Origin of the sequence: Pseudofrankia asymbiotica (assembly GCF_001983105.1) — a bacterium.
Taxonomy (GTDB): Bacteria; Actinomycetota; Actinomycetes; order Frankiales; family Frankiaceae; genus Pseudofrankia; species Pseudofrankia asymbiotica.
In genome coordinates, this window is the sequence record NZ_MOMC01000028.1 from 62,579 (window position 1) to 88,387 (window position 25,809).

Annotated in this window: 23 protein-coding genes; 20 read left to right on the plus strand and 3 right to left on the minus strand. The window is 73.2% G+C overall.

Annotated elements, in window-relative coordinates; all coding sequences use genetic code 11:
- Positions 1-212: 212 nt before the first annotated feature.
- The 9 genes from BL253_RS15390 (at position 213) to BL253_RS15430 (ending at position 9,346) form a co-directional block, all read left to right on the plus strand.
- The gene (locus BL253_RS15390; protein WP_081438345.1) at positions 213-1,676 is read left to right on the plus strand and encodes a sensor histidine kinase; all 1,464 of its coding nucleotides are present in this window, start codon (positions 213-215) and stop codon (positions 1,674-1,676) included.
- 79 nt (positions 1,677-1,755) lie between these two features.
- On the plus strand, positions 1,756-2,439 hold the full coding sequence (locus BL253_RS15395; protein ID WP_076817514.1) for a response regulator transcription factor: 684 nt from the start codon (positions 1,756-1,758) through the stop codon (positions 2,437-2,439).
- Positions 2,440-2,661: 222 nt separating this feature from the next.
- Entirely contained in the window at positions 2,662-3,852 is a 1,191-nt protein-coding gene (locus BL253_RS15400; RefSeq protein WP_076817516.1) for a Ppx/GppA family phosphatase, read from the plus strand.
- Between the two features lie 350 nt (positions 3,853-4,202).
- Positions 4,203-5,060, plus strand: coding sequence for a sugar phosphate isomerase/epimerase family protein (locus BL253_RS15405; protein WP_076817562.1), 858 nt, complete (start codon positions 4,203-4,205; stop codon positions 5,058-5,060).
- Between the two features lie 108 nt (positions 5,061-5,168).
- Positions 5,169-5,918, plus strand: coding sequence for a class I SAM-dependent methyltransferase (locus BL253_RS15410; RefSeq protein WP_076817517.1), 750 nt, complete (start codon positions 5,169-5,171; stop codon positions 5,916-5,918).
- 60 nt (positions 5,919-5,978) lie between these two features.
- On the plus strand, positions 5,979-6,779 hold the full coding sequence (proC, locus tag BL253_RS15415) for a pyrroline-5-carboxylate reductase (RefSeq protein WP_076817519.1): 801 nt from the start codon (positions 5,979-5,981) through the stop codon (positions 6,777-6,779).
- Between the two features lie 144 nt (positions 6,780-6,923).
- Positions 6,924-7,022, plus strand: coding sequence for a 30S ribosomal protein bS22 (locus tag BL253_RS15420; RefSeq protein WP_003948845.1), 99 nt, complete (start codon positions 6,924-6,926; stop codon positions 7,020-7,022).
- A 157-nt stretch (positions 7,023-7,179) separates the two neighbouring features.
- Complete coding sequence (locus tag BL253_RS15425; RefSeq protein WP_076817521.1) at positions 7,180-8,169, plus strand: SAM hydrolase/SAM-dependent halogenase family protein; 990 nt, start codon at positions 7,180-7,182, stop codon at positions 8,167-8,169.
- A 136-nt stretch (positions 8,170-8,305) separates the two neighbouring features.
- Positions 8,306-9,346, plus strand: a complete 1,041-nt coding sequence (locus tag BL253_RS15430) for an NAD-dependent epimerase/dehydratase family protein (protein ID WP_076817522.1) — start codon at positions 8,306-8,308, stop codon at positions 9,344-9,346.
- Positions 9,347-9,848: 502 nt separating this feature from the next.
- Here BL253_RS15430 and BL253_RS45385 read toward each other — a convergent pair.
- The gene (locus BL253_RS45385) at positions 9,849-10,340 is read right to left on the minus strand and encodes a pentapeptide repeat-containing protein (protein ID WP_116438859.1); all 492 of its coding nucleotides are present in this window, start codon (positions 10,338-10,340) and stop codon (positions 9,849-9,851) included.
- Here BL253_RS45385 and BL253_RS45390 point away from each other — a divergent pair.
- On the plus strand, positions 10,312-11,124 hold the full coding sequence (locus BL253_RS45390; protein WP_241834823.1) for a lysophospholipid acyltransferase family protein: 813 nt from the start codon (positions 10,312-10,314) through the stop codon (positions 11,122-11,124). The two genes, BL253_RS45385 and BL253_RS45390, sit on opposite strands and share 29 nt — an antisense overlap.
- 3 nt (positions 11,125-11,127) lie before the next feature.
- On the opposite strand, the gene BL253_RS15445 is transcribed toward BL253_RS45390, so the two are convergent.
- A complete protein-coding gene (locus tag BL253_RS15445) occupies positions 11,128-12,021 on the minus strand; it encodes an HAD family hydrolase (RefSeq protein WP_076817566.1) in 894 nt (297 codons plus the stop codon).
- 354 nt (positions 12,022-12,375) lie between these two features.
- Between BL253_RS15445 and BL253_RS15450 the strand changes: the two genes are divergently transcribed.
- From BL253_RS15450 to BL253_RS15485, 8 genes are all read left to right on the plus strand, one after another.
- Positions 12,376-12,669 (plus strand): glutaredoxin family protein, encoded by a 294-nt coding sequence (locus BL253_RS15450; RefSeq protein ID WP_076817524.1) that lies wholly within the window; start codon positions 12,376-12,378, stop codon positions 12,667-12,669.
- Between the two features lie 305 nt (positions 12,670-12,974).
- Positions 12,975-14,027, plus strand: coding sequence for a redox-sensing transcriptional repressor Rex (locus BL253_RS15455; protein WP_076817526.1), 1,053 nt, complete (start codon positions 12,975-12,977; stop codon positions 14,025-14,027).
- A complete protein-coding gene (locus tag BL253_RS15460; protein WP_076817528.1) occupies positions 14,024-15,544 on the plus strand; it encodes a glutamyl-tRNA reductase in 1,521 nt (506 codons plus the stop codon). Before BL253_RS15455 ends, BL253_RS15460 begins: the two co-directional genes overlap by 4 nt.
- Before the next feature lie 44 nt (positions 15,545-15,588).
- Positions 15,589-16,692, plus strand: a complete 1,104-nt coding sequence (gene hemC / locus BL253_RS15465) for a hydroxymethylbilane synthase (RefSeq protein ID WP_076817530.1) — start codon at positions 15,589-15,591, stop codon at positions 16,690-16,692.
- A gap of 4 nt (positions 16,693-16,696) precedes the next feature.
- On the plus strand, positions 16,697-18,565 hold the full coding sequence (locus BL253_RS15470; RefSeq protein WP_076817532.1) for a bifunctional uroporphyrinogen-III C-methyltransferase/uroporphyrinogen-III synthase: 1,869 nt from the start codon (positions 16,697-16,699) through the stop codon (positions 18,563-18,565).
- A 210-nt stretch (positions 18,566-18,775) separates the two neighbouring features.
- Positions 18,776-19,792, plus strand: coding sequence for a porphobilinogen synthase (gene hemB, locus BL253_RS15475; protein WP_076817534.1), 1,017 nt, complete (start codon positions 18,776-18,778; stop codon positions 19,790-19,792).
- A gap of 323 nt (positions 19,793-20,115) precedes the next feature.
- Entirely contained in the window at positions 20,116-20,319 is a 204-nt protein-coding gene (locus BL253_RS15480; protein WP_076817536.1) for a heavy-metal-associated domain-containing protein, read from the plus strand.
- A gap of 42 nt (positions 20,320-20,361) precedes the next feature.
- Entirely contained in the window at positions 20,362-23,034 is a 2,673-nt protein-coding gene (locus tag BL253_RS15485) for a heavy metal translocating P-type ATPase (protein ID WP_076817568.1), read from the plus strand.
- A gap of 320 nt (positions 23,035-23,354) precedes the next feature.
- Here the strand turns inward: BL253_RS15485 and BL253_RS42280 are convergent, their stop codons facing one another.
- Positions 23,355-23,516 carry a hypothetical protein gene (locus BL253_RS42280; RefSeq protein WP_158230362.1) on the minus strand — a complete coding sequence of 54 codons (162 nt, stop codon included), beginning with the start codon at positions 23,514-23,516 and terminating at the stop codon, positions 23,355-23,357.
- A gap of 69 nt (positions 23,517-23,585) precedes the next feature.
- On the opposite strand from BL253_RS42280, the gene BL253_RS15490 reads away from it, so the two are divergent.
- Entirely contained in the window at positions 23,586-24,590 is a 1,005-nt protein-coding gene (locus BL253_RS15490) for an ATP-binding cassette domain-containing protein (RefSeq protein ID WP_076817570.1), read from the plus strand.
- Positions 24,590-25,594, plus strand: coding sequence for an ABC transporter permease (locus BL253_RS15495; protein ID WP_076817538.1), 1,005 nt, complete (start codon positions 24,590-24,592; stop codon positions 25,592-25,594). Before BL253_RS15490 ends, BL253_RS15495 begins: the two co-directional genes overlap by 1 nt.
- Positions 25,595-25,809 lie beyond the last annotated feature (215 nt).

Consider the following 25,809-nt stretch of genomic DNA (forward strand, 5'->3'; position numbering starts at 1 on the left):
CCTGTTCGGCGGCCCGCGGAGGGCGAGGGGGCACCTAACATTCGGCGCGTGGGCGACAGGTCGGTGAATGATGTGACAAGCATGCTACTCTGCGCAGTTCCGCCCGCGCCCGCCTGCCTCGCCGCGTCGACATCAGGCGATGTGCGTCGCATCATCCGGCGGGATGCCGCCGGACGCCGGGTGGCGGCCGGCCGTCTCGCGGCGGTGCGCGGATGACCTCACCGATGCCACCGCCCGCCGGGCTGGCACAGCCGGCGGACCGGCGGTCGCCGATGCGCAGGGCGCCCGTCTCCCAACCCAGTGCGCTGGTCGACGACCTCGACGTCACGCTGCCCGCCGGCCAGCTGCGCCGGCTGGTCGCGGCGCTGCCGTCCGGCGTGGTCGTACTGAGCGCGGACGACGAGGTCGCGCTGGCGAACCAGGCGGCGCACGCGATGGGCGTGGTCACCGGCAGCAAGGTCGCCGTCGCGTCGGTGCTGGACCTGGTACAGCGCACCCGTGAGGTCGGCGCCGGGCTCGACGGTGAGCTGGACCTGCCGCCGGTGCCGCCGCCCCCGCTCACCCGGCCGCGCCCCGATCAGGGGGCGGTGGCCGTGCGGGCGCGAACCCGGCCGTTGGGTGACGGAGGTCATATAGCCGTCATTCTCGACGATGTCACCGAGTCCCGGCGGGTCGAGGCCGTCCGCCGCGACTTCGTCGCCAACGTGAGCCACGAGCTGAAGACCCCGGTCGGCGCGCTGCACGTGCTCGCCGAGGCCGTGCAGGCGGCCAGCGAGGACCCGGTGGCCGTGCGCCGGTTCGCCGACCGGATGACGCACGAGTCGGCCCGGCTGGCCCGGCTGGTGCAGGAGATCATTCACCTCTCCCGGCTGCAGGGTGCCGACCCGTTGCCGGTGATGAAGCCGGTCGCGGTGATCAATGTGGTCGAGGAGGCGGTGGACCGCAACCGGTTGGCGGCGCAGAGCCAGGGGATCTCGGTGGCCGTCATCGGGGAGACCGACGCCGGGGTGCTCGGGGACGAGTCCCAGCTGGTGACCGCGGTGGCCAACCTGCTGGAGAACGCGGTGAGCTACTCGCCGCGAGGCACCAGAGTCGGACTCGGCGTCCGCAGCGTCGGCGGGACCGTGGAGATCTCCGTCGCGGACGAGGGCATCGGAATCGCGGAGAAGGACCTGGAGCGGGTCTTCGAGCGCTTCTACCGCGCCGATCCGGCGCGTTCCCGGGAGACCGGCGGTACCGGGCTGGGCCTCGCGATCGTCAAGCACATCGTGACCAACCACGGCGGTTCGGTCGGGGTCTGGAGCGCGGAGGGCGCCGGCTCGACCTTCACTCTGCGCCTGCCCACCTATCTGGACGATCAGGCCGACAACCAGGACGCGGATCTTGACGACCCGGCGGACGACGAGGAGCTGGATACCGAGTCCTACGGGCAGGGGGACGTCCAGCCGGAGACCACCGATCTCGGTGATCCGGCTGACRGCGCGGCCGCGACGGCGGACCATCGGGACGACGCGCCAGCGGCCCGCCCTCCCGCGCCGTCGTCCGGACAGGACCCATCCGGCGGCCACGAGCCCGAGGAACAAGCCACAAGGGACTCCGCGACCCGTGACAATCAGTCAACAGTTGGGTGGGCCGTGAACGACCTGCCAGCAGATCAGCAAGTCCTCGAGCAGTGACCACCAGAGAACATCGGCCGTCGTCGGCTCGGTCACGCGTGATCACCCCGGCGACGGTTCGCGAAAGGAAGAGTGACCGGTGACCCGCCTGCTCGTGGTGGAGGACGAGGAGTCCTTCTCGGAGGCTCTGTCCTTCATGTTGGAACGTGAGGGTTTCGACGTCGCCGTGGCGGCGGACGGGCACACCGCGCTGTCGGACTTCGAACGTCACGGTGCCGACCTCGTGCTGCTCGACGTCATGCTGCCGGGCCTGTCTGGCACCGAAGTGTGCCGGGCGCTGCGGCAGAAGTCCTCGGTGCCGGTGATCATGCTCACCGCCAAGGACAGCGAGATCGACAAGGTGCTCGGCCTGGAGCTCGGAGCCGACGACTACGTCACCAAGCCGTTCTCCGCGCGTGAGCTCGTCGCCCGGATCCGGGCCGTGCTGCGGCGACGGGGCAGTGAGCCGGACGAGGCCGCGCCCGTCACCCTGGAGGCCGGCGGCGTGCGGATGGACGTCGAGCGGCACGTCGTGACCGTGCACGGAGCGCAGGTCGCCCTGCCGCTCAAGGAGTTTGAGCTGCTGGAGATGTTCCTGCGGAACACCGGCCGGGTACTGACCCGAGGACAGCTGATCGACCGGGTCTGGGGGTCGGACTACGTCGGTGACACCAAGACGCTCGACGTCCACGTCAAGCGCCTGCGGGCGAAGATCGAGTCCGAGCCGGGCAACCCGCGGCACCTGGTGACCGTCAGAGGACTTGGCTACAAGTTCGAGCCGTAGACGGCCCGTACGCGTGCCGACTTCTGTCGGCGTTCCGCTGATACGTCACGCTTGAGCTGCGCGGTCACTGTGTGGTTGGCACGGTGAGCGCGCAGTGACGGTGTGCCGTGTCCGCGGCGGGGCGCCGAGGCCGGCGCGTAGCCTCGTTCGTTGCTCGACGCCTGGTACGTGGGTGTCGGGCGACGATGGCGGAGCCTCGCGGCAGACATTGGGGGACGAGCGATGCGGCTGAGGTTCTCGTCGGCGGCCAGGAACGCGGAGGTGCCCGCGGAGGATCCCGGCGACACGCCGCGGATCGTGCCGGGTACGGCCGTGGTGCCGCGCCGGTCGATGGTCGCGTCGGCATCGCTCGTGCCAGCGGGTCCCGTCGGCGGTTCCATGGGCGCGGCGGGTTCTGGCGCGATAGTGCCGGTGAGCGCCGCGCCGCCCGGCCAGCGGCGTGCCCCAGCGGTCGCCCTGCCTGCGCCGCCCGCCCAGCCGCTACGCCTCGGTGTCATCGACATCGGTTCGAACACCGTGCACCTGTTGGTCGTCGACGCCCATCACGGCGCGGCGCCGCGGCCCGCGGCGAGCGAACGGGTGCCCCTGCGGCTCGTCGAGCTGCTGGATGGAGGCGGCGCACTGTCGGTGAGCGGCGAGCACGCGCTGATCGACTGCATTCGCGACCTGCGCAGGCAGGCCGAGGAGCTCGCCGTCTTCGATCTCGTGGCGTTCGCCACGTCGGCCCTGCGCGATGCCACGAACAGTGACCAGGTGCTTGCCCGGCTGCGCTCCGTGACGGGCGTGGCGGTCGAGGTGCTGCCCGGTGAGGACGAGGCCCGGCTGACCTTCCTCGCGGTGCGCCGCTGGCTCGGCTGGAGCGCGGGACGACTGCTGGCGATGGACATCGGCGGCGGCTCGCTGGAGATCGGCGCCGGGATGGACGAGGAACCGGATGTCGTCGCCTCGCTGCCGCTGGGCGCGAGCCGGCTGACCAGGGACTGGCTGTCGACGGACCCGCCGACCCATCGGCAGCTGGCCGAGCTGCGCCGCTATGTGCGGGCCCAGATCGCGCCGGTCGTTGGCAAGCTGTACCACGTCGGCGAGCCGACCAGGGCCGTCGCCACCTCGAAGACGTTCCGCTCGCTGGCCAGGATCGCCGGTGCGGAGCCATACAGCCGTGGTCCCTATGTGCGCCGGGTGCTGCGCCGGACCGACCTGGAGGCCGTGGTGAAGACGGTCTGCCGGATGCCGTCGGCCGCGCGGGTCTCGTTGCCCGGGGTCTCCGCCTCCCGCGCGGGCCAGCTCGCGGCCGGCGCGGTGGTCGCCGCGGAGACGATGGACCTGCTTTCCGTCGACGAGGTCGAGATCTGCCCGTGGGCACTGCGGGAGGGCATCATCCTGCGCCGGCTGGACACCCTCAACTTCGGCTGACCTGGCGGCCCGCTGGCCGCCACCCGCTCCCGCCGCCCTCCCGGGTCCGTCCGCTCGCTCGCCGTCCGGCGGCTCCGCTCCCCCCATTGACACGCAGCGTGAGATCGTCCGCGAGCGGCCGGCCGGGCCTGCTCCGCTCGATGGCCTAGCCTGAGACATGGGCCGGACGGCCGCGTGGGGGCGCGACCGTGGGGCCGGGAGGGGAGGAGGGTGTTCGGGTGCGGGTGATACGCAACCTTGGACGGGAGACCACCCCGGCGGCGGCCGTGGCCGACGCGGATGGCGCGAGTCACGCCGCGACGTCGCGCACCCGGCCGTCGGATGAGGTGAACGGCTCGGAGCCACGAAAAATCGTCGCTGTCCGTAACGGATCGGATCGGGTCGCGCGCATCCCGGCGGCGAAGATCGCGCTGTCCACCGCGTCGACCTACCCCGAGTCGACGCCCGCCGCCTTCGAGATGGCGGCCCGTCTGGGTTATGACGGCATCGAGATCATGGTCTGGACGGATCCGGTCAGCCAGGACACCCAGGCGCTTCGCCGGCTGGTCGACTACCACGGCATCCCCGTGGTCGCGATCCACTCGCCGTGCCTGCTGCTGACGCAGCGGGTCTGGGGCACCGACCCGTGGGGGAAGCTCGTGCGGGCCCGCGCCGCGGCCGAGGCCCTTGGCGCGTCGACCGTGGTCGTCCACCCACCGTTCCGCTGGCAACGCGACTACGGCCGCGACTTCGTCGCCGGCATCGAGCGGATGGCGCAGGAGACCGACGTCCGCTTCGCGGTGGAGAACATGTTCCCGCTGCGAGCCCGCGGCCGTGAGGTGTCGGCCTACCTGCCGGACTGGTCGCCCGTCGAGGACGGCTACCGGCACGTGACGCTCGACCTGTCGCACACCTCCGTCTCCCGTTCGGACGCGCTGGCCATGGYCGACGCGCTCGGCGACCGGCTCGCGCACGTCCACCTCGCCGACGGCTCCGGCTCCGCGAAGGACGAGCACCTGGTGCCCGGGCGAGGCAACCAGCCGTGCGCGCAGCTGCTCGAGCGGCTCGCGACCCGGGGCTTCGACGGCACGGTCGTCGTCGAGATCAACACCCGTCGCGCCGAGACGCGGGCGCAGCGCGAGATCGACCTCGCCGAGGCACTCGCCTTCACCCGCCTCAACCTCGCGGCCCCCGCCACCGCGAGCCCCTCGGGCGCGGCCAGGCACTGACGCCTCCCGGGCCGCCCATCGCCCTCTCCGTGTGCCGTGGGCGTGGTCCCATCTCCGGTGACGCCGCGGGCGTTGCCCGCCTCTGATACGTGGTGCCACGATCGAGGCATGGGTTCACGTTCGCTGTTCGATCCGCTGGTCGACGCCTATGACGCGGCACGACCCACCTACCCGGACGCCCTGTTCGACGATCTCGCCCGGCTGGCCGGACGCCCGCTCGCGGGCGCGGACGTGGTGGAGGTAGGCGCGGGCACCGGCATCGCGACCCGGTCCCTGCTCGGCCGCGGCGCGCGGGTGGTGCCTTTCGACATCGGCCCGGGGATGCTCGCGCGGCTGCGGGAACGCACTCCGGGGATCCCCGCCGTGCTGGCGGACGCGGAGGCGCTGCCGTTGCGCGCCGGCGTGGCCGACCTCGTCTGCTACGCGCAGGCATGGCACTGGACGCGGGTACCGGCGGCGGCCGCGGAGGCGGCTCGGGTGCTGCGCCCCGGCGGGGCGCTCGCCGTCTGGTGGAACGACGTCGACGCCGAGGACGAGCACTGGTGGGGCCGCCAGCAGGACCGGCTGGAGGCGATGAACCCCGCCTACCAGCGCGGCTACCGGGCCCGGCCGTGGGCCGACGAGCTGCGCTGGACCGGCCAGTTCGCCGACGTCGTCACGCTCGCCGGCCGGTGGGCCCGCCGGATCGATGTCGACACGTACCTGACGTGGCTGCGGTCGAAGTCCTACGTCGCCGAGATCGGCGACCGGTTGGCGGACTTCCTGGACGCCGAGCGCCGCTCGATGCTGCGCGCCTTTCCCGACGGGATCATCGAGGAGCCCTTCCGCACCGTGCTCGTCGTCGCCCGCCGGCCCTGATCAGGTACCGGGACCCGTAGCGTGGCGGGCGGTTGGGCGCGTTTGGGCGGAGGAGTGGGCATGACTGTGGCGATCGTGGGCGTAGGACGGCTGGGGGAGGCGTTCCTGGCCGGGCTGCTGCGCGCCGGCGTCGAGCCGAAGGAGATCGTCGTCGCCGAGAAGGACCCGGCCAGGGCGGCGGCGGTGTCGGCTGAGCACGGCGTCGCGGGGGGCGCGCCGAAGGAGGCCGTGGCCGGCGCGGACGTTGTCGTCGTGGCCGTCAAGCCGCACGACACGGCCGCGTTGCTGGCGGACATCGGCGGGGTGCTCGAGCCTGGCACGCTCGTCGTGTCGTTGGCGGCGGGGATCACGCTTACCGCGCTGCAGGACGCGTTGCCGGCCGGAACGCCGGTGGTGCGCGTGATGACGAACACTCCGCTGCTGGTCGGCGAGGCGATGTCGGCCCTGTGCGCCGGCCGGCACGCGGGCGACGAGCACCTGGACCGGACCGAGGCCCTGCTCGGCGCCGTCGGCCGGGTGGTCCGGGTTCCCGAGACGCAGCTGGACGCCATCACCGCCCTGTCCGGCAGCGGCCCGGCGTACTTCTTCTACCTGCTCGACGCCATGGTCGAGGCGGGGGTGCTGCTCGGCCTGCCTCGGCCCCTCGCGGCCGAGCTGATGGTGCAGACGGCGCTGGGATCGGCTCGCATGCTCCGGGAGACCGGCGAGCATCCGGCCCTGCTGCGCGAGGCGGTGACCTCACCCGCCGGGACCACCGCCGCCGCGCTGCTCGAGCTCGACCRCCGGGCCGTGCGCGCGGCCATTCTCGACGCCCTCACGGCCGCCCGGGACCGCTCGGCCGAGCTCGGTCGCTCCAGCTAGCCACCAACCGCGCTGGGCGGCCCGTCCCGAACTCGGTGGTACCGTCCGACCACCGCATGCCGTGTCGAGGCGGCCACCCATCCACACCGGTGCTGGGCGGTAGGCTCGCTCGGTAGCTCTCCTCCACACAGATCGGTCGTATTCGTGGGTTCTGTTATCAAGAAGCGTCGCAAGCGGATGGCGAAGAAGAAGCACCGCAAACTTCTCAAGCGGACCCGCGTGCAGCGTCGTAACAAGAAGTAAGGCTGGTACCTGACGGGCGCGGCGCGCCCGTCAGGGGCCGCCCATGTATCCAACTGGTTTCCTCGCAGTGGCCTCGACGGTTGAGGCCCTGGCCCTGTGGGAGGCTGCCTGACAGGCGGCAACGGGGCCGCCCCGGGGTGGGTTCGGGGAGTGCGCGATGGCATCGGCCGGGGTGATGACGGACGCGGTGGACGGTGCCGCGGCGCGACCGCTGGGGTGGATCAGCTTCCTCTCCGACTACGGGCTCGAGGACACGTGCGTCGGGGTGTGTCACGGGGTCATCGCCCGGCACGCGCCGCAGGTGCGCGTGCTCGACGTCTGCCACTCCGTCGCCCAGCAGGACATCGAGCACGGCGCGGGGCTGCTGGCGGACAGCGTGTGCTACCTGCCGGTCGGTGTGCATCTCGCCGTCGTCGAGCGGCTGGACCCGGCGGGCCCCCCGAACACGGACGGCGCTCCCGGAATCCCGGCTCGCGAGGTCCTTTCCGCGGTCACGGCCGGGGCGCGGGGCGTCGCGATCCGTACCGCCGACGGGTCGACGTTCGTCGCCCCGGACAACGGGCTCACGTCACTCGCCTGGGACGTTCTCGGCGGGGTGGTGGCCGCGCATGAGATCTCCAACCCGGCACTGTGGCTGCCGTTGCCGAGCGCGGTGTTCCGCGGCCGGGACGTCTACGCACCGGTCGCCGCCCGGATCGCGGCGGGGCTCGCTCTCGCCGAGGTCGGGCCGCGCATAGACGCGGACTCGCTCGTCCGGTTCACCCGGCCGTCCTGCGTCGTGGACGACGACCATGTCCACGCACAGGTGCTGGCCGTCGACCACTTCGGCAATCTGTCACTCAACGTGACCAGGGTCGACCTGGAGGCCGCCGGCATGCTGCTCGGCGACCGGGTCGAGATCCGCGCCGCCGGCCGGGAGGCGACCCTCCCTTTCACCTACACCTACGGCGACGTCCCGGTCGGTCAGGTGGCGTTGTGCGAGGACTCGCTGCGCCGGGTGATGCTCGCGGTCAACTGCGGTCGTGCCAGTGACCTGCTGCGGTTGCGGCGTGGGGACGCGGTGGTCATCGGCCAACTTCCGCGCGAGCCGAATCCGGCCGCGACCAGGGCCGCCGCCCCGGTCGCGCGGCTGCCAGCGCTGACCTGACCTGACCTGTCAGGTGGCGGGCCGGTGACGCGGAGACGGCGACGGGAAATCTGGTAACGCTACGCAGCGGAGCAGGCCGTGGGCAGGCGTACGATGACCACACGGACCGCAGCCGACCGGCGTCCCGGGAGCCCACATGAGACCACGCCGCGTGCTTGTCACCGGTGTGTCCCGTCCCCTCGGCGCAGACGTGGCCCGAGCGCTCGCCGCGAGCCCCCGGGTCGAGACGGTGRTCGGAGTCGACACCGTCCCCCCGAACGATGATCTCGGCCGTACGAGGTTCGTGCGCGCTGACATCCGCAACCCGCTGATCGCCAAAGTGATCACCACGTCCGCGATCGACACGGTGCTGCATCTCAACCTCATCGCGAACCCGGTCGCGGCCGGCGGCCGGACGGCGATGAAGGAGATCAACGTCATCGGGACGATGCAGCTGCTCGCCGCCTGCCAGAAATCCGACACCGTCTCCCGACTGGTGGTCCGGTCGACGACGACCATCTACGGCTCGTCGCCGCGTGACCCGGCGCTGTTCACCGAGGACATGGAACCGCGCTCGCTGCCGCGCGGTGGCTACGGCAAGGACGCGGTCGAGGTCGAGGGCTACGTGCGGGGTTTCAGCCGCCGCCGGCCGGATATCGCGGTCACCGTGCTGCGGTTCGCGAACATTCTTGGCCCCGGGGTCGACAGCCCGCTGGCGCGCTATTTCGAGTTCCCCGTCGTGCCGACCGTGCTCGGCTTCGACCCGCGCATCCAGCTGCTGCACTCCAGCGACGCGCTCGCGGTGTTGCTACGCGCCGCCGCCGGCGGCCACGCCGGCACCTTCAACGTCGCCGGCGACGGGATCCTGCTTCTCTCCCAGGCGATCCGCCGAGCCGGCCGGCCGCCGGTGCCGGTGCCGTTCCCGGCGGTCAGCTCGCTGTCCCGGCTCGCCAGCCGCCTGCGGATCGTGGACTTCCCACCCGAGCAGGTCGGCTTCCTGGCGCACGGCCGCGCGGTCGACACCACCCGCCTGCGCGAGGTCTTCGGCTACACCCCTCGGTATACGACGGCCGCCGCCTTCGACAGCTTCGTGCGTGAGCGCGGGCTGCGTCCGACGATCGATTCCGAACGGGTCGTCCAGGTCGAGCGCACGCTGCTCGACCTGATGGCCCGCCGCCGTCTGGTAGGTGCGTCGTGACCACCGCCGAACCGCCGTCGGGCGAGGCACAGATCATCCCACTGGCGCGGCCGGCCCGCCGCGGCGCGGCGGCCGGGCGCACCGGCGTCAACCGGTCCGGTGGCGAGCCGCTCGGCGCCGCGAAGCCCGGTGGCGGGCGGCCCAGCGATGAGCGGACGCGGACCGAGCAGCCGGATCCCGGGCCGTCCGCAAGCCGGGCGCGCGCCGACGGCGAGCCGCCGGCCGGCGGTGCCGCGTCGCCCCCGAGCCCGGTGCAGTCGATCGGACCGAGGGCGGACGGCGAGCCGGCCCGCCCCAGGGCCAGGCGCTCCACCTCGGGCCGCCCCGCCGGACGGACCAGCGCCGCGGCTGAGGCGGCGCGGACGGGCTCGACCCGGTCACGGACCGCCCGTCCGGTCGCCCCCGCCCCCGCCGAGGACGGGGACACCCCGCAGGACTCGGCGGCGGCACGCGGGGCCCCCGCTTCAGCGGATACGGCCCAGCCCCCGCCGGCTCAAGACGCTCAGGACTCCGGTGCCAAGGCCACCCCCGCCAAATCCGCTCCCGCCAAATCCGCCCCCACCAAGACCGCCCCCGCCAGGACCGCCCCCGCCAGGACCGCCGCCAGGCGCGCCACCGCGGGAGAGACCGCGACGGAACGGACCGGCGCCGGGGACGCGCCGCGTGCGCGCGCCGCGAAGGCGGCCGGCGCGCGCCCCGCCAGGACCGGCACCGGGCGGGGCCGTCCGGCCACGGCGGTGTCAGGCGGAGAGCCGGAACATCCCGAGAACCGGGTCGAACGGCTGCTGGGCCGCCCGGCGGGGCAGTACCGAGACGGCGAGCACCGAGACGGCGAGCGCGACGACGGTGCGGCCCTCGGCGCCGGCGCGGAGGTCACCGCCGACGCGGCGGACGCGGGCCCGGTCCCGGACGCCTCGGGGGAGCCGATGGCGCAGGCCGCTGGTCTTGAACGGGCGCTCGCCGGAATGCTCGCCTTCCTGCGCCGGCGGATCACCGGCGACTACGAGGTCGATGAGCTCGGCTTCGACGCGGACCTGACCGAACACGTCGTCGCCCCGCTGCTGCGGCCGGTCTACCGGAACTACTTCCGGGTCGAGACACGCGGGCTGGAGAACGTGCCCGACACCGGCGGCGCGCTGGTCGTGGCGAACCACTCCGGGACTCTGCCGATCGACGCGCTGATGACCGCCGTCGCGCTGCTCGACCACCACCCCGCGCACCGCTACCTGCGGATGCTCGCGGCCGACCTGGTGTTCTCGCTGCCGTTCATCGCCCCGATCGCCCGTAAGACCGGCAACACCCTGGCGTGTCAGGCCGACGCCGAACGGCTGCTTGGCAAGGGCGAGCTGGTCGGCGTCTGGCCGGAGGGCTTCAAGGGTGTGGGTAAGCCGTTCAGCGAGCGCTACAAGCTGCAGCGCTTCGGCCGCGGCGGTTTCGTCTCCGCCGCGCTGCGCACCGGAGTGCCGATCATCCCGTGCACCATCGTGGGCGCCGAGGAGATCTACCCGATGCTCGGCAACGCCAAGGCGGTCGCCCGGCTGCTTGGCCTGCCCTACTTCCCGCTGACCCCGACGTTCCCGTGGCTCGGCCTGCTCGGCATGGTCCCGCTGCCGTCGAAGTGGCTGATCGAGTTCGGTGAGCCGGTGCCGACCGCTCCGTTCACCCCGGCCGCCGCCGAGGACCCGATGCTCGTCTTCGAGCTGACGGACCGCATCCGTGAGACCATCCAGCACACCCTCTACGGCCTGCTCATGCAGCGCCGCTCGGTCTTCTTCTGACAGTCAGTCGGGTAGCTGGTAGCGGCGCTTGAGGGCCATGCCGGCGGCGACGCCGCCGGCCAGGGCGCCCATGCCGGCGGCGGTGGGGATGCCGACCTTGGCCGCCTTGCGGGCGGTGCGGAAGTCCTTGATCGCCCAGTCGCGTTCCCTGGCCGCCGTCTTCAGGTCCGGATCGGGGTTCACCGCGACCGGGTTGCCCACCAGGGACAGCATCGGCAGGTCGTTGATCGAGTCCGAGTAGGCCCAGCAGCGGGCCAGGTCCAGGTGCTCGCGGTCCGCGAGCGCCCGCACGGCCGCGGCCTTGCCCGGGCCATGCAGCGGGTCGCCGACCAGGTGGCCGGTGTAGCGGCCGTCGATCACCTCGGAGACCGTCCCGAGAGCGCCGGTCAGCCCCAGCCRCCGAGCGATGATCGACGCGAGTTCCACCGGTGTGGCCGTGACCAGCCACACCCGGTGGCCGGCGTCCAGATGCTGCTGGGCGAGGGCGAGGGTGCCCGAGTAGATCTGCTCGGCCATCCGCTCGTCGTAGATCTCCTCGCCGTAGCGGACGATCTCGCTGACCTCCCGGCCGGCGACGAAGGCGAGCGCCGCCTCCTTGGCGTTGTGCATGCCGTTCGGGTCCTCGAGACCCCGCAGCCGATAGCTGACGTGCTGCCAGCCGAACTTCAGCAGGTCGCGGGAGTCGAAGAAGTCGCGGGCGGCGAGGCCGCGGGCGAAGTAGAAGATCGACGCGCCGGCCATCATCGTGTTGTCCACGTCGAAGAACGCGGCCGCCGTCGGGTCGGGCGGCGGCTTGGGCGACGCCTCCGCCGCTGTCTTCAACGCGGCCGTGGCGGCGGCGTCGGCGGCCGCCTCGTCCGTGTGGATCGGCTCATCCTTGCGTGGTCGCAACCACATCTCATCTCCCGGCTGTCCACGGCGCGTCGTGACCATGGTCGCGTATGCCCGCGATGCGTCGCGGGTGTCGTACGGCGCGTCACCCACCACGACACGGGCCGCTGGTAACCCGTCCACCGACGGCTGCGTGGGGCAGCCGGCCCGCCGGTGCCGGCGACGACGCCGGTCCGCCCCGTCGCTTCGGCGGCCCGCTGGCCAGGCCGCCCGCGGCCCGGGTGGTCAGGTGCGGACATGCGCACCTGAGCGTACGGCGCCCCCGCCGGTGTTCGTCGCAGGTCGGCTACCCGACCGATCCCCGTTACCTCATCGATGCATAAATGGTGAGGGTGATGACCGGGTTGGAGGGCTGGGCCGATGGGCGGGACTGACGCGGTGGGCGAGGCGGCCGGTGGCGAGCCTCGGATCACGCTGCTGACTAGGGTGGGCTGCCACCTGTGCGACGACGCGCGCGCGGCGGTCGTCCGAGTGGCGGAGCAGACCGGCGCCGGCTGGCGGGAGCTGGACGTGGACGCCGAGCCGGCTCGCGCGGACGAGTACGGCGACCGGGTGCCCGTCGTTCTGGTCGACGGCAGGGAGCACGGTTACTGGCGGGTCGAGGAGGCCCGGTTGCGCGACGCCCTGGGCGGGCGCCGCTGGTCGCTGCGCTGAGCGGGTCGTCCGCCGCCGCCAGTCCCATGGGGGCCAGTCCCACCGGCGCCCGGCTGGCCAGGTGGTGGCTTTTCGTCCGGGCGTCGAAGGGCCTTCGACCCAGGTATGTCTGACCTTGGTCCCCATCCGTTGCCGGCGCGGACGGGTGCGTCTGCCGAGTTGTCGGCGCAAACTTTGTGAAGCCTTTCACGAAGTCGTAGACTCGACGGATCCTGGGCGGCCTCGGTCTCCCGACGCGGCGTCCGGCAGTTGGCGCGCAGCGCCAGCCTGCCGCGGCCGGATCGATGCGACGGGAGCCGCGCGCCATGAGCAAGCCCCGGCGTACAGCCCGGGAGAACCGAGCCAGCGCCGTCCCTGAGGCGACTGTCGCCCGTCTCCCGCTCTACCTGCGGGTGCTCACCTCGTTGGGGGACGAGGGCGTCTCGACCGTGTCGTCGGACACGCTCGCCGCCGCCGCCGGGGTCACTCCGGCGAAGGTCCGCAAGGACCTCTCACATCTGGGTTCCTACGGGACCAGAGGAGTCGGCTACGACGTCGACGTCCTGCTCGACCGCATCTCGGCGCGCCTCGGGCTGACCGAGGACCGGGCCGTGATGTTGATAGGTGTGGGCAATCTCGGGCACGCGCTGGCGCGTTACGGCGGGTTCCCGGCTCGAGGGTTCCGGATCGCCGCGCTCGTCGACGCCGACCCGGCGCGCGCCGACGAGGTCGTCGGCGGTGTGCGGATCCGCCCCGTGGACGAGTTGGAAAGACTGGTCGAGGACTTCCGGGTGACAATCGGTGTGATCTGCACCCCGGCCGGGGCGGCGCAGCGGGTCTGCGAGCGACTGGTCGCCGCCGGTGTCACCAGCATCCTCAACTTCGCGCCGGTCGTCCTGACCGTTCCCGAAGGGGTTGATGTGCGTAAGGTCGATCTGGCGGTCGAACTCCAGATCCTGTCGTTCCACGAGGCGCGCAAGCGCCCGGCCACCGGTGGACGTGTCCGGCCCTCGGCCCTGGGGACGCTGCCGGTGGGAACGCCGCGCGAGAACCACGCGGCCACCGATGGGTACGAGGCCGGCGGCCACGAGGACATCGCCCCTGACGACGGCGGCTCCGGTGAGGGTGGCCTGAGTAGTTGTGGCCTCACCCGCGGCGGGACGGATGCGGTCGTCGGTGGCGTTGAAGAACAGGGCGCCGAGGCGGACGGCGCGGGCACCGGCGGCAGGACGGACGGGATCGTGCGCATGCAACGGATCACAGCGGCACGGCGGCAGAAAGAGCCTCGCCTGGACGAGGTGCCCGGTGCCGGCGGTGAGATCGCCGCGTCTTCGGCTGGTGCCGGCGCGTCGTCGGGCACGGGAAGTGAGAGCGCGTGAGCGTGCTCGCGGTCGGCCTCAACCACCGGACGGCGCCGAACTCGTTACTGGAGCTCGCCGCGGTGTCGGGCGACGACGTTCCGAAGGTGCTCAGCGATCTCGTCCAGGCCGACCACGTGCTCGAGGCCGTGGTCCTGTCCACGTGCAACCGCACCGAGATCTACGCCGAGGTCGACACCTTCCACGGCGGCCTCGCTGACGTGTCCGACCAGCTGTCCCGGGTCTGTGGCGTCGACCTGAGCGAGCTGTCGCCGCACCTGTACGTGCACCACGAGGCGCGCGCGGTCGGGCACCTGTTCACCGTCGTCTGCGGGCTGGACTCGATGCTCGTCGGCGAGAGCCAGATCCTCGGGCAGGTCCGGACGGCGTTTCGAGGTGCCCAGGGCACCGGAGCCGCCGGTGGGTCGCTGGCCGCGCTGTTCCAGACGGCCCTGCGGGTCGGCAAGCGGGCACACAGCGAGACGTCGATCGACGCCGCCGGCGCCTCGATCGTCTCGGTGGGCCTGCAGATCGCGGCCGGCAGCCTGGAGGTCCGCCGCCCCGAGCGGCTCTCGACGGACGCCACCTCGCTGGTCGCGGGCGCGCTCGTCGGCCAACGCCAACCGGACGAGTCCGGGGTTCCTGTCCGATCGGCGAAGCTTGCGGACGGGGTGCCTGCCGGATCGGCGGAGCCGATCGGGGAGGTCGTGATCGGAGAGGTCCGCGGCTGGTCCGGCCAGGCCGCCGGGGCGCCTCAGGCGGACCTGCCGCTGGCCGGCTGCCGAGTACTGATCATCGGGGCTGGCGCGGTCGGCGGCCTGACGGCGGCCACCGTCCGACGGGCGGGCGCGGCGGAGCTGGTGGTCGCCAACCGGACGCCGGCCCGCGCGGCCTCGATCGCCGAGAACCACGGCGCCCAGATCGTCGGCCTCGCGGACCTGCCGCACGAGATCGCCCAGGCCGACCTGGTCGTCTCCTCCACGGACGCGACCGGGCTGGTGGTCAGCTACGAGATGGTCGAGGCGGCGCTCGCCGCCCGGGCGGGCCGGCCGCTGGTGTTCCTCGACCTGGCGCTGCCGCATGACATCGACCCGATGGTGCGGGAGCTGCCCGGCGTCGTGCTCGTCGACCTGGAGTCCCTGCGCGCCGCGCTCGAGGGCGCGGAGGTCTCGCACGACGTCGAGGCGGTGCGATCGCTGGTCTCGGCCGAGGTGACCGGCTTCCTCAACCGGCGCGGCGCCGTCCGGGTCGCGCCGACGGTCGTGGCCCTGCGCGCCCAGGCCGCCGCGATCGCGCAGGACGAGCTCGACCGACTACGCGGCCGGCTCCCCGGCCTGGATGCCCGCGAGTGGGAGATGGTGACCGGCACCGTCCGCCGGGTGGTCGACAAGCTGTTGCACGCCCCCACGGTGCGGGTCCAGCAGCTGGCGAACGGTCCCGCCGGCGATTCCTACGCCGAGGCACTACGCGAGCTGTTCGACCTCCCCCGTGAGGTCCCGGCCGTCGTCTCTGCCCCCGATCTGCTGGAGCAGCCTTGACACCCTCATCCCCGTCACCCGCCGCCCTGTCGTCGCTCGCGTCGGTGACGCTCGCGTCGCCCGACGGAACGCTCGCACCCGGTGGGCCGCCCGCCCGGCTGCGGCTGGGCACCCGGCGCTCGGCGCTGGCGCTCGCCCAGTCCGGGATGGTGGCCGACGAGCTGCGGGCCCGGCTCGGGGTCGAGGTCGAGCTGGTGCACATCGTGACCGAGGGCGACCGGAACAAGGCCGCGATCAACCAGCTGAGCGGTACCGGGGTGTTCGTGAGCGCCCTGCGCGACGCCCTGCTCGCCGGCGAGATCGACCTCGCCGTGCACTCGCTCAAGGACCTGCCCACGGTCACGCCGGCGGGGATCACGCTCGCCGCCATCCCGCCACGCGAGGACGTCCGTGACGTGCTGATCTCGCCGAGTGGCCGGCGGCTCGCGGAGCTTGGCCCCGGCGCGCGGATCGGCACCGGCGCGCCGCGGCGGGCCGCGCAGCTGCTCGCGCTCGGCCTCGGCCTGGAAGTGGTGCCCATCCGCGGCAACGTGGATACCCGGATCAAGAAGGCGATCGACGGCGAGGTGGACGCCGTCGTGCTGGCCAAGGCGGGGCTCGCCCGCCTCGCCCGGCTGGACGCGGTGACCGAGATCCTGGACCCGGACGTGATGCTTCCGTCGCCGGGACAGGGCGCGCTCGCCATCGAGTGCCTGACCTCGGCGGTGGCTCCGACGGGTGTGACGACAGGTTGCCCGGTCGTTCCGGACGGGGATGTGACGGGAGCCGGCGGGTCGGCTACTCCTGGAAGCGGAGTTGGGGCTCCGCTTGCCGGGCTGCTACGGTTTGTGCTCGACGATGCACCGTCGTCCGTGGCGGTCAGGGCGGAACGCGCGTTTTTGGCGGCGATCGAGGCGGGTTGCACCGCGCCGGTCGGCGCGTTGGCGCGGGTCGTGCCCGCGGCTGGCTCGAGTTGGCCAGCAGGCGGAAGCGGCCAGCCCCTTCGCGCCGGCGAGGTTCGCCTGCGCGCGGTGGTCGCGTCGCCGGACGGTGGGACCGTCCTGCGGCGCGAGCTCATCGGCCCGACCGCCGACCCGGAGGCGCTCGGCAGGCGCCTCGCGGACGACCTGCTGTCCGCCGGAGCACACACGCTGATGGGAACCCGCTGACGTCATGGCCACCCGACGAACGAAAAAGCCCGTGTCCCCGGTAGCCCTCGTGGGCGCCGGGCCCCGTGACCCCGGCCTGCTGACCGTGCTGGCCGTCGAGACCCTCCAGGCCGCCGACGTCGTCGTCGCCGACCCGGATGTCGCCCCCGGCATCCTCGAGCCGCTCACCGCCGAGGTGCTGCGGATCGGCGACCTGGACGCGCCGAAGCCGATCCGGGACGCGGAGGCCGCCACCGCGGCGGTCGTCAGCCGGGCGCGAGCCGGCGACAAGGTCGTCCGGCTCTACGCGTCCGACCCGTGGCTGACCCGGATCGGCGCGAACGACGCGCAGTCGCTGGCGAAGGCCAAGATCCCGTACAAGGTCATTCCCGGTGTCGCGACCGGCGCGGCCGTCTCCACGTACGCGGGCGTCGCCCCCGGCCTGCCGGTGACCTTCGCCAGCACCAGCGGGGTGTTCTCATCCAGCGGAGAGCTGCCGGTCGCCTCGCCGTTCGGGCCCGACGCCGTCGGCCTCGGCTCGTCGCCGTTCGGGTCGTCGCGCGGGCTGATCGGCCGCCCGCTCGGCGGCACCCTGGGTGGTGGGCTTGGCGGCGGCCTCGGTGGCGGCCTCGGCTCCGGAAGCCTGGGCTCCGGCGGCCTGGGCGGTGGGCTTGGTGGCGGCCTGGGCGGCGGCCTTGCCATGGGCGGCGGGTTCGGTGGCCTGGGCGGCGGGACCGTCGCGGGCATGTCCGACCTGGACTGGGCCGGCCTCGCCCAGGCCCCGGGCACACTGGTGATCACTGCGGCGCCGAGCGAGATCGGTAAGGTCGCCGCGGCGCTCGTCGAGCATGGCCGGCCGGGCGACACCCCGACGGCCGTCACGGTCGACGGCACCACCACCGACCAGCGCACCGTCAGCTCCACCCTCGACCGGATCGAGGCCGACTGCGCGCCGCTGCTGGCCAACTCGAGCCAGCCGCCGACCCAGATCGTCCTGTCGATCGGTCCCGTGGTCGCGACCCGCGCCAAGCTGTCCTGGTGGGAGACCCGCGCGCTGTTCGGCTGGACCGTCCTGGTCCCGCGGACGAAGGAGCAGGCGGCGGTCCTGTCGGACCTGCTGCGCTCGCACGGTGCGAGCCCGCTGGAGGTGCCGACGATCGCCGTCGAGCCGCCGCGGACCGCCGCCCCGATGGAGCGCGCGATCACCGGCCTGGTCTCCGGCCGTTACCAGTGGGTGGCGTTCACGTCCGTCAACGCGGTCAAAGCCGTGCAGGAGAAGGTCGAGGAGCGCAGCCTGGACGCCCGCTCGTTCGCCGGTGTGAAGGTCGCCGCGATCGGCGAGGCGACGGCGGACGCGCTGCGGGCCTTCGGCATCAGGCCGGACCTGGTGCCCTCCGGCCAGCAGACCAGTGAGGGGCTGCTCGCCGACTGGCCGCCGTATGACAGCTCGCTGGACCTGCTCGACCGGGTGCTGCTGCCCAGGGCCGACATCGCCACCGAGATCCTGGAGGCCGGGCTCAAGGAGCGTGGCTGGCAGGTCGACGACGTCACCGCCTACCGGACGGTGCGCGCCGCGCCGCCGCCCGCGCCGATCCGCGAGGCCCTCAAGGGCGGCCGGGTCGACGCCGTGGTCTTCACCTCGTCCTCCACGGTGCGCAACCTGGTCGGCATCGCCGGCAAGCCGCACGAGACGACCGTGATCGCGTGCATCGGTCCGAAGACCGCCGAGACGGCCCAGGAGCTGGGCCTGCGGGTCGACGTGCAGGCAGCGGAGTCGACGATCCCCGCGCTGGTCGGCGCGCTCGCGGAGTTCGCCGCCGAGCACCGCGAGGAGCTGGGCAAGGTCGGCCCGCTGGCCGCCCGCCTGCCCAAGCCCCGGCGGGGCCGGCGATGAATCCTGTGGTCGCCTGCCGTCGTGCGGTTCCGGTTGGGCTGTTGGTCGGCTTCTACGGCCTCCTTGCGATCGGTTCGGGTCTGACTGTTGGGTTCCGGTCGCGTTGTGGTCGGGTCGCCTGGCGGCCGGGGGCTGGCGGATGCGAATGAGTTCCGGCCTGATGGTCGCCTGCCGTCGTGCCGTTCCGGTTGGGCTGTTGAGGGACGACCGGTGAGCGCCGCGGCCGGGCTGGGCGGCGGCGCGGGCTTCCCGCTGGCGCGGCCGCGGCGGTTGCGGCGCACCCCCGCGCTGCGTCGCCTCGTCGCGGATGTCCGGCTGCACCCGGCGGACCTGATCCTGCCGGTGTTCGTCAAGGAGGGTGTGACCGAGCCGGTGCCGGTGACGTCCATGCCGGGCGTCGTCCAGCACACCCGCGACTCGCTGCGCAAGGCCGCCGCCCAGGCGGCCGAGGCCGGCGTCGGCGGGATCATCCTGTTCGGCGTGCCCGCGGTGAAGGACGGCCGTGGTTCCGCGGCGGACGACCCGGACGGGATCGTCCAGCTCGCGATCGCCGACCTCGTCGCCGAGGTCGGCGGATCGGTCGCGATCATGGCCGACCTCTGCCTGGACGAGTACACCGACCACGGCCACTGCGGGCTGCTCACCGAGACCGGCGACGTCGACAACGACGCCACCCTGGAGCGGTACGCCTCGATCGCGGTGGCGCAGGCGAACGCTGGTGTCGAGGTGGTCGCGCCGAGCGGGATGATGGACGGCCAGGTCGGCGCGATCCGCGCCGCCCTGGACGGCGCCGGCTACCGCGACCTGCCGATCCTGGCGTACTCGGTGAAGTACGCGTCGGCGTTCTACGGCCCGTTCCGGGAGGCCGCCGAGTGCGCGCCCCAGTTCGGCGACCGGGCGGGCTACCAGCAGGACCCGGCGCGCTCGGTCGGYGAGGCGCTGCGGGAGGTGGCGCTGGACCTGGCCGAGGGCGCGGACGCGGTGATGATCAAGCCGGCGCTGGCGTACCTGGACATCCTGCGGGCGGTGGCCGACACGGTGGACGTGCCGGTGGCGGCCTACCAGGTCTCCGGGGAGTACGCGATGGTCGAGGCCGCCGCCGCGAACGGCTGGGTCGACCGTGACCGGATCATCGACGAGACGCTCACCGCGATCCACCGCGCCGGCGCCGACATCATCCTCACCTACTGGGCCACCGAGGTCGCCACCAGGCTCTCTCGCGGCTGACCCCGCGTCCGGCCGGCTGGCCGGACGGCTTCGCTCCCTCGAAGGGGCGCTCACCGCATTCCCGCTCGACTCCTCCGGCGGCCTCGGCGATACCCGCCGAGGCCGCCGGAGCTTTTCCGCTGKGTTGACCCGGCCCATGCGGTCTCCCATCACCTTCTGGTCACCTCGTCACGTCACGTCACGTCACGTCGTGACATGACGTGACGTGACGCTCAACGGACACCGCGAAGGCACGCGTCTCTGGTTCACAGGTACCCCCTGGGGGTACCTTTGGGAGGTCGTCGGAATGCYGGCGGGACCGGGTACGAAACAGGAGGAAAGCCATGGTCGACAGCACCTACACCGTGACCGGGATGACCTGCGGGCACTGTGTGAACGCCGTGACCGAGGAGCTCTCCCATCTTCCAGRCGTCACCGGGGTCCTGGTCAACCTCGCGTCCGGCACGGCCGAGGTGGTCAGCGAGGCCCCCCTTGATCGCGAGGCGGTGCGGGCCGCGGTCGAAGAGGCTGGTTATCAGCTCGTGTGACGTGTGGCCACGACCACGCATGCCAGAGGCTGGGGGAGCATGATGGCGGCGATCCGGGAACTCGACCCGATGGGCGCGGGCGACACCGTCGAGCTGATGGTCGGCGGGATGACCTGCGCCTCCTGCGCGGCCCGGGTGCAGCGCAGGCTGAACAGGCTGCCGGGCGTCGACGCGGCGGTGAACTACGCGACCGAGCGTGCGACCGTCCGGCTGGTCGGCCACGACGCCCGCCCGCCCGCCGACGCGCGCGCCGGAAACGGAGAGCGCGAGAGCGCGACGACGGCCGACGGCGCTGGCGGCGGCGCTGGCAGCGGCGGCGCGGCCGGCAGCGCGCCGACCGTCGCCGACCTCGTCGAGGCGGTCGAGGCCGCCGGCTACACGGCCGCGCCCCTCATCCCGGCCGGCACGTACCGGCCGGCGGACAGCCCTGGTCCCGACGGGCACCGTGGCCATCCTCAGGACGGTCATCCTCAGGACGGTCACGATCACGGATCCGGGTTCGACGTGGCGAGCCCGCCGACCGTCGACGCGATCGCCGAGGCCGAGGCGCGGGAGGCCGCCGAGACCCGCCGGTCGTGGACGCGGCTGTGGGTGAGCGCCTCGCTCGCCGTCCCGGTGATCGTGCTGGCGATGGTGCCGCCGGCGCAGTTTCCCGGCTGGCAGTGGGTGTCGCTGGCGCTCGCCGCGCCCGTGGTCGGCTGGGGCGGCCTGCCGTTTCACCGGGCCACCTGGCGGGGCGCCCGCCACGGCACGGTCACGATGGACACGCTGATCTCGCTGGGCACGCTGGCCGCCTTCGGCTGGTCCCTGTACGCGCTGGTGTTCGGGGACGCCGGCATGATCGGCATGCGGCACGGCTTCGACCTGACCGTCGGCTGGACGGGCGGCGGCCCCGGGGAGAGCCTCGACACGATCTACTTCGAGGTGGCGGCCGGCGTCACCGTGTTCCTGCTCGTCGGCCGGTACCTGGAGCTGCGGTCGCGCAGGCGGGCCGGGGCGTCGCTGCGGGCGCTGCTGGAGCACGGGGCCCGGGACGTCGCCGTGATGGGCCCGGACGGGGCCGAGCGGCGGGTAGCCGTCGAGACGCTCGCCGTCGGCGACCTGTTCGTGGCCAGGCCGGGGGAGCGGATCGCCACCGACGGGATCGTCGCCGAGGGATCGGCCGCGATCGACACCAGCCTGGTCACCGGCGAGCCGGTGCCCGTCGACGTCGGGCCGGGCGCGGCGGTGACCGGCGGGACCGTCGCGGCCGGGGGCCGGCTCGTCGTGCGGGCCACCCGCGTCGGCGCGGACACCCAGCTCGCGCAGATGGCCAGGATGCTCGCCGCCGCCCAGTCGGGCAAGGCCGAGATCGCCCGGCTGGCCGACCGGGTGTCGGCGGTCTTCGTCCCGGTCGTCCTCGTGCTCGCCGTCGCGACGCTCGTCACCTGGCTGGCCATCGGGCAGCCGGTGACCGCCGCCTTCACCGCCGCCGTCGCCGTGCTGATCGTCGCCTGCCCCTGCGCGCTGGGCCTCGCGACGCCGATGGCCCTGCTGGTCGGCACCGGGCGCGGCGCCCAGCTCGGCATCCTGATCCGCGGGCCGGAGGTGCTGGAGTCGACCCGGCGGGCCCAGGTCGTCGTGCTCGACAAGACGGGCACGGTCACCGCCGGCCGGATGAGCGTCGTCGACGTGCGCCCAGCCTCCGGACCCGCGGCCGCGGGCGCCACCGCGGGCGAGGTGCTGCGCCTGGCGGGCGCCGTCGAGGCGGCCAGCGAGCACCCGATCGCCCAGGCGATCGCCGCGGCCGCCCGCGTAACCGAGCCGGACGGCTCGGCCCCTGCCGTGCCGGTGGTGACGGACTTCGTCGCGCTGCCCGGTCTCGGTGCCGCCGGGACAGTCGACGGGCGTCGCGTGCTCGTCGGCCAGGCCCGGCTGCTCGCGGAGCGGGGCGTGCCGGTCGACGAGGACCTCGCCGTGTGGCAGGCGGCCACCGAGGCCGCCGGCCGCACCGTGGTGCTCGTCGCCTGGGGCCCGGCACCGGTCCAGACGCCGGAGCCTGACGATGCCAGTGGCCCTGGTGCCGCGGGTGCCCCGGGTGCCCCGGGTGCCCCGGGTGCCGCGAGCGCCGCGGGTGACGGGGCGGGCCCGCGTGCCCGGGGCGCCGTCGTGGTCGCGGACACCGTGCGCCCGAGCGCCGCCGGCGCGGTCGCCGCGCTGCGCGGGCTGGGGCTGCGGCCGATGCTCGTGACCGGCGACGCGGAGCCGGTCGCGCGGGCCGTCGCCGCCGAGGTCGGGATCGACGCGGCGGACGTCGTCGCGGGCGTGCTGCCGGCGGGCAAGGTCGAGACCGTACGCGGGCTGCAGGCCCAGGGGCTGGTCGTGGCCATGCTCGGTGACGGGGTGAACGACGCTCCGGCGCTCGCGCGGGCAGACCTGGGACTCGCGATGGGTACGGGCAGTGACGTCGCGATCGAAGCGGGCGACCTGGTGCTCGTCGGCGGCGACCCGACGTCGGCGGCCGACGCGATCCGGCTGTCCAGGGCGACGCTGCGCACGATCCGCGGCAACCTCTTCTGGGCGTTCGCGTACAACGTGGCGGCGCTGCCGGTCGCGGCTCTCGGGCTGCTCAACCCGATGATCGCCGGTGCGGCGATGGCGTTCAGCTCACTGTTCGTCGTCTCGAACAGCCTTCGGCTGCGTCGCTTCGCGCGCCGCTCCGCCGTTTCAGCCTGACGGTGGTCTTTACCGACTTTTGGTGACGAAGCGGGTTCCCTCCGGCCGCTGGAACGCTTACGTTTGCGTACGCAACGGCACAGAGGGGTACCACGACGTAGTCCTTGGTGGCATGTCTGCTGCGGTCCGGAATGGGATCGGCATACTTCGGTCGGATCYACGGAGCGGGCCGCAGCCCGCGCTGATCAGGGGGCGCCGGGCTGGCCGTTGGGYTGGTCCGCCGAGCGGAGGATCACCGAGACGCGGCCATGACCACGACCCATCCGGCGCGCGGACCCGCGCCATCGACAGAACTAGCCGCTTCGGTGACTGAGCCGGAGCTACCCCCCGAACCCGCGGAGGATGACCAGCGAGCCCCGGAAGACCAGCAGCTCCCCGCCGAAGGCGGGGCGACGGCCGGGTCCGGTGTGGCCGACGCCGACGCCGACGCCGCTGCCGACGCCGATGCCGTGGTCGGTGTCGAAGACGGCATTTCGGCGCAACCACAGGCGGTCGCGACCGAGACTGATGAGAAGGCCCCCACCGAAGGCGGGGCGGCGGCGAAGCCTCGCATGGCGGGGGGTGGCGAGTCAGTGTGGGCGATCGACGCGCACGAGCTGGTCAAGTCCTACCGAGGCCGTCGCCGCGGTGATCCGCCGATTCGGGCCGTTCGTGGCGTCAGCCTGAGCGTTCCCGCCGGCACGATCTTCGGCCTGCTCGGCCCGAACGGCGCCGGCAAGTCGACCACGGTACGGATGCTCGCGACGCTTTCGCGGCCGGACAGCGGGTCGGCCACCGTCGCCGGCCATGATCTGCTGCGCAGCCCGTGGAACGTCCGGCGCGCGATCGGGATCGTGTCGCAGAAGAGCGGTGCCGACCTCGACGCGTCCGGCCGGGAGAACCTGCTGCTGCAGGGCAGGCTCTACGGCCTCGGCGGTGCCCCGCTCGCCCGTCGCGCCGACGAGCTGCTCGCGCGTTTCGACCTCGTCGGCGCGGCCGACCGGCTGGCCCGGACCTACTCCGGCGGCATGCTGCGCCGCCTCGACGTGGCGATCGGCCTCGTCCAGCGCCCGGCCGTGCTCTTCCTCGACGAGCCGACGACCGGTCTCGACCCGCACGCGCGGGCGGTGATGTGGGACGAGATCGAGGCGCTCACCGCCGACGGGCTGACGATCCTGCTCACCACCCACTACCTCGAGGAGGCCGACCGGCTCGCCACCCAGGTCGCGATCATCGACAGCGGCCAGGTCGTCGTGGAGGGCACCCCGGACGCGCTCAAGAGCGAGCTGCGCGGTGACGCCGTCGACGTGGACCTGGACGCGGAGCCGACCGCCGCGCAGGCGGAGGACCTGCGTGCCCGGCTCACCGCCCTGCCAGGCGTGGTGGAGGTCGTGTTCGACGGCTGGGCGGTGCGGACCCGGGTCGACGAGGGCGCCGCGAAACTGCCAGCGATCTTCGCGGCGGTGGACGGAGCGGGCCTGTCCGTCGTGGCGGCCACCGTGGCGCGGCCGTCCCTGGACGACGTCTACCTGCGCCATGCCGGTCACCGGCTCGGCCGGCGCGAGGAGGTGGCCTGATGGCGACGGCGGCGGAGCGGGCCCCGGACCAGCCGGCCCCGGCGATGGACGACGCCGTGGCGATGGACGACGCGGCGGTGCTGGACGACGCCGTGGTGCTGGACGACGCGGCGGTGCTGGACGACGCCACGGTGTGGGATCTGTCCCAGATTCCTGAGATCGCGTCGCCGGCCCCGTCGGCCTCGGTCGCGGCGGGCTCCGCCGGCGCGTTCGAGGCCGACACCCCCTACCCGGGCGGGTGGCGACAGTTCGGCGCACTCACGGCGCGCATGGTGCGCGCGATGCTGCGCCATCCGGCGTTCCTCGCGATCACGCTCGTGCAGGCGGTGGTCTGGCTGCCTCTGTTCGGGTCGCTGTTCCACGGCGTGGCGACGATCCCCGGCTTCGGCGGCGGGAACTACATCGACTACCTGACTCCCGGCGTGGCGACGATGAGCGTGCTGTTCTCGGCTGGCTGGGCGGGGATCCGGTTCATCGACGACATGGAGAGCGGGGTGATGGAGCGGCTGCTCGCCTCGCCGACCAAACGATGGGCGATGGTCGGCAGCATGCTCGCCTACCAGGCGCTGCTCGTCGCCGTGCAGGTGACTCTGGTGGCGCTGCTCGGCTGGGCGTTGGGCGCGAGCTTCCGCTCCGGTGTCGTGGGCGTGCTGGTGATGATCGCCATGGCGGTCACGCTGAGCTCGGTGGTGACGGCGCTGTCGGGCGCGCTCGCGCTGGTGGTGCGTCGGCGGGAGGCGCTGATCGCGGCGGCGAACTTCCTGGTGCTGCCCCTGACGTTCCTGTCGAGCGCGATGATGCCCGCGCACCTGCTGCCTCACTGGATCCGCGTGGCGTCCGCCTACAACCCGGCGAACTGGGCGGTTACCGGCTCGCGAACCGCCCTTGAGGCACATCCCGACTGGTTGTCGGTGCTGGGCTACTTCCTCGTGCTCTTCTCGATGGCCGGTCTGGCCTCGGCGGTCGCGGTCCGCGCCTTCCGCGGCTACCTGCGCTCTCTGTGACATGGTTCGCTCCGTGCGGGCACGGCGCTACGGCCCCTTACTCGCTTCGCTCCCAAGGGACCTCCGCGCCGTGTCCTCCTGCGCTCACGGGCGCTCCGGCGACCTCGCTGCGGCCCAACCCACGTCGCTTCGCTCGTGGGCTGGGCCTCCGCGAGGCGCGCCTCCGCGCCCAGCACGGTTGCGTCGCGCTGAACGTCACCAACCCAAAACCGCAC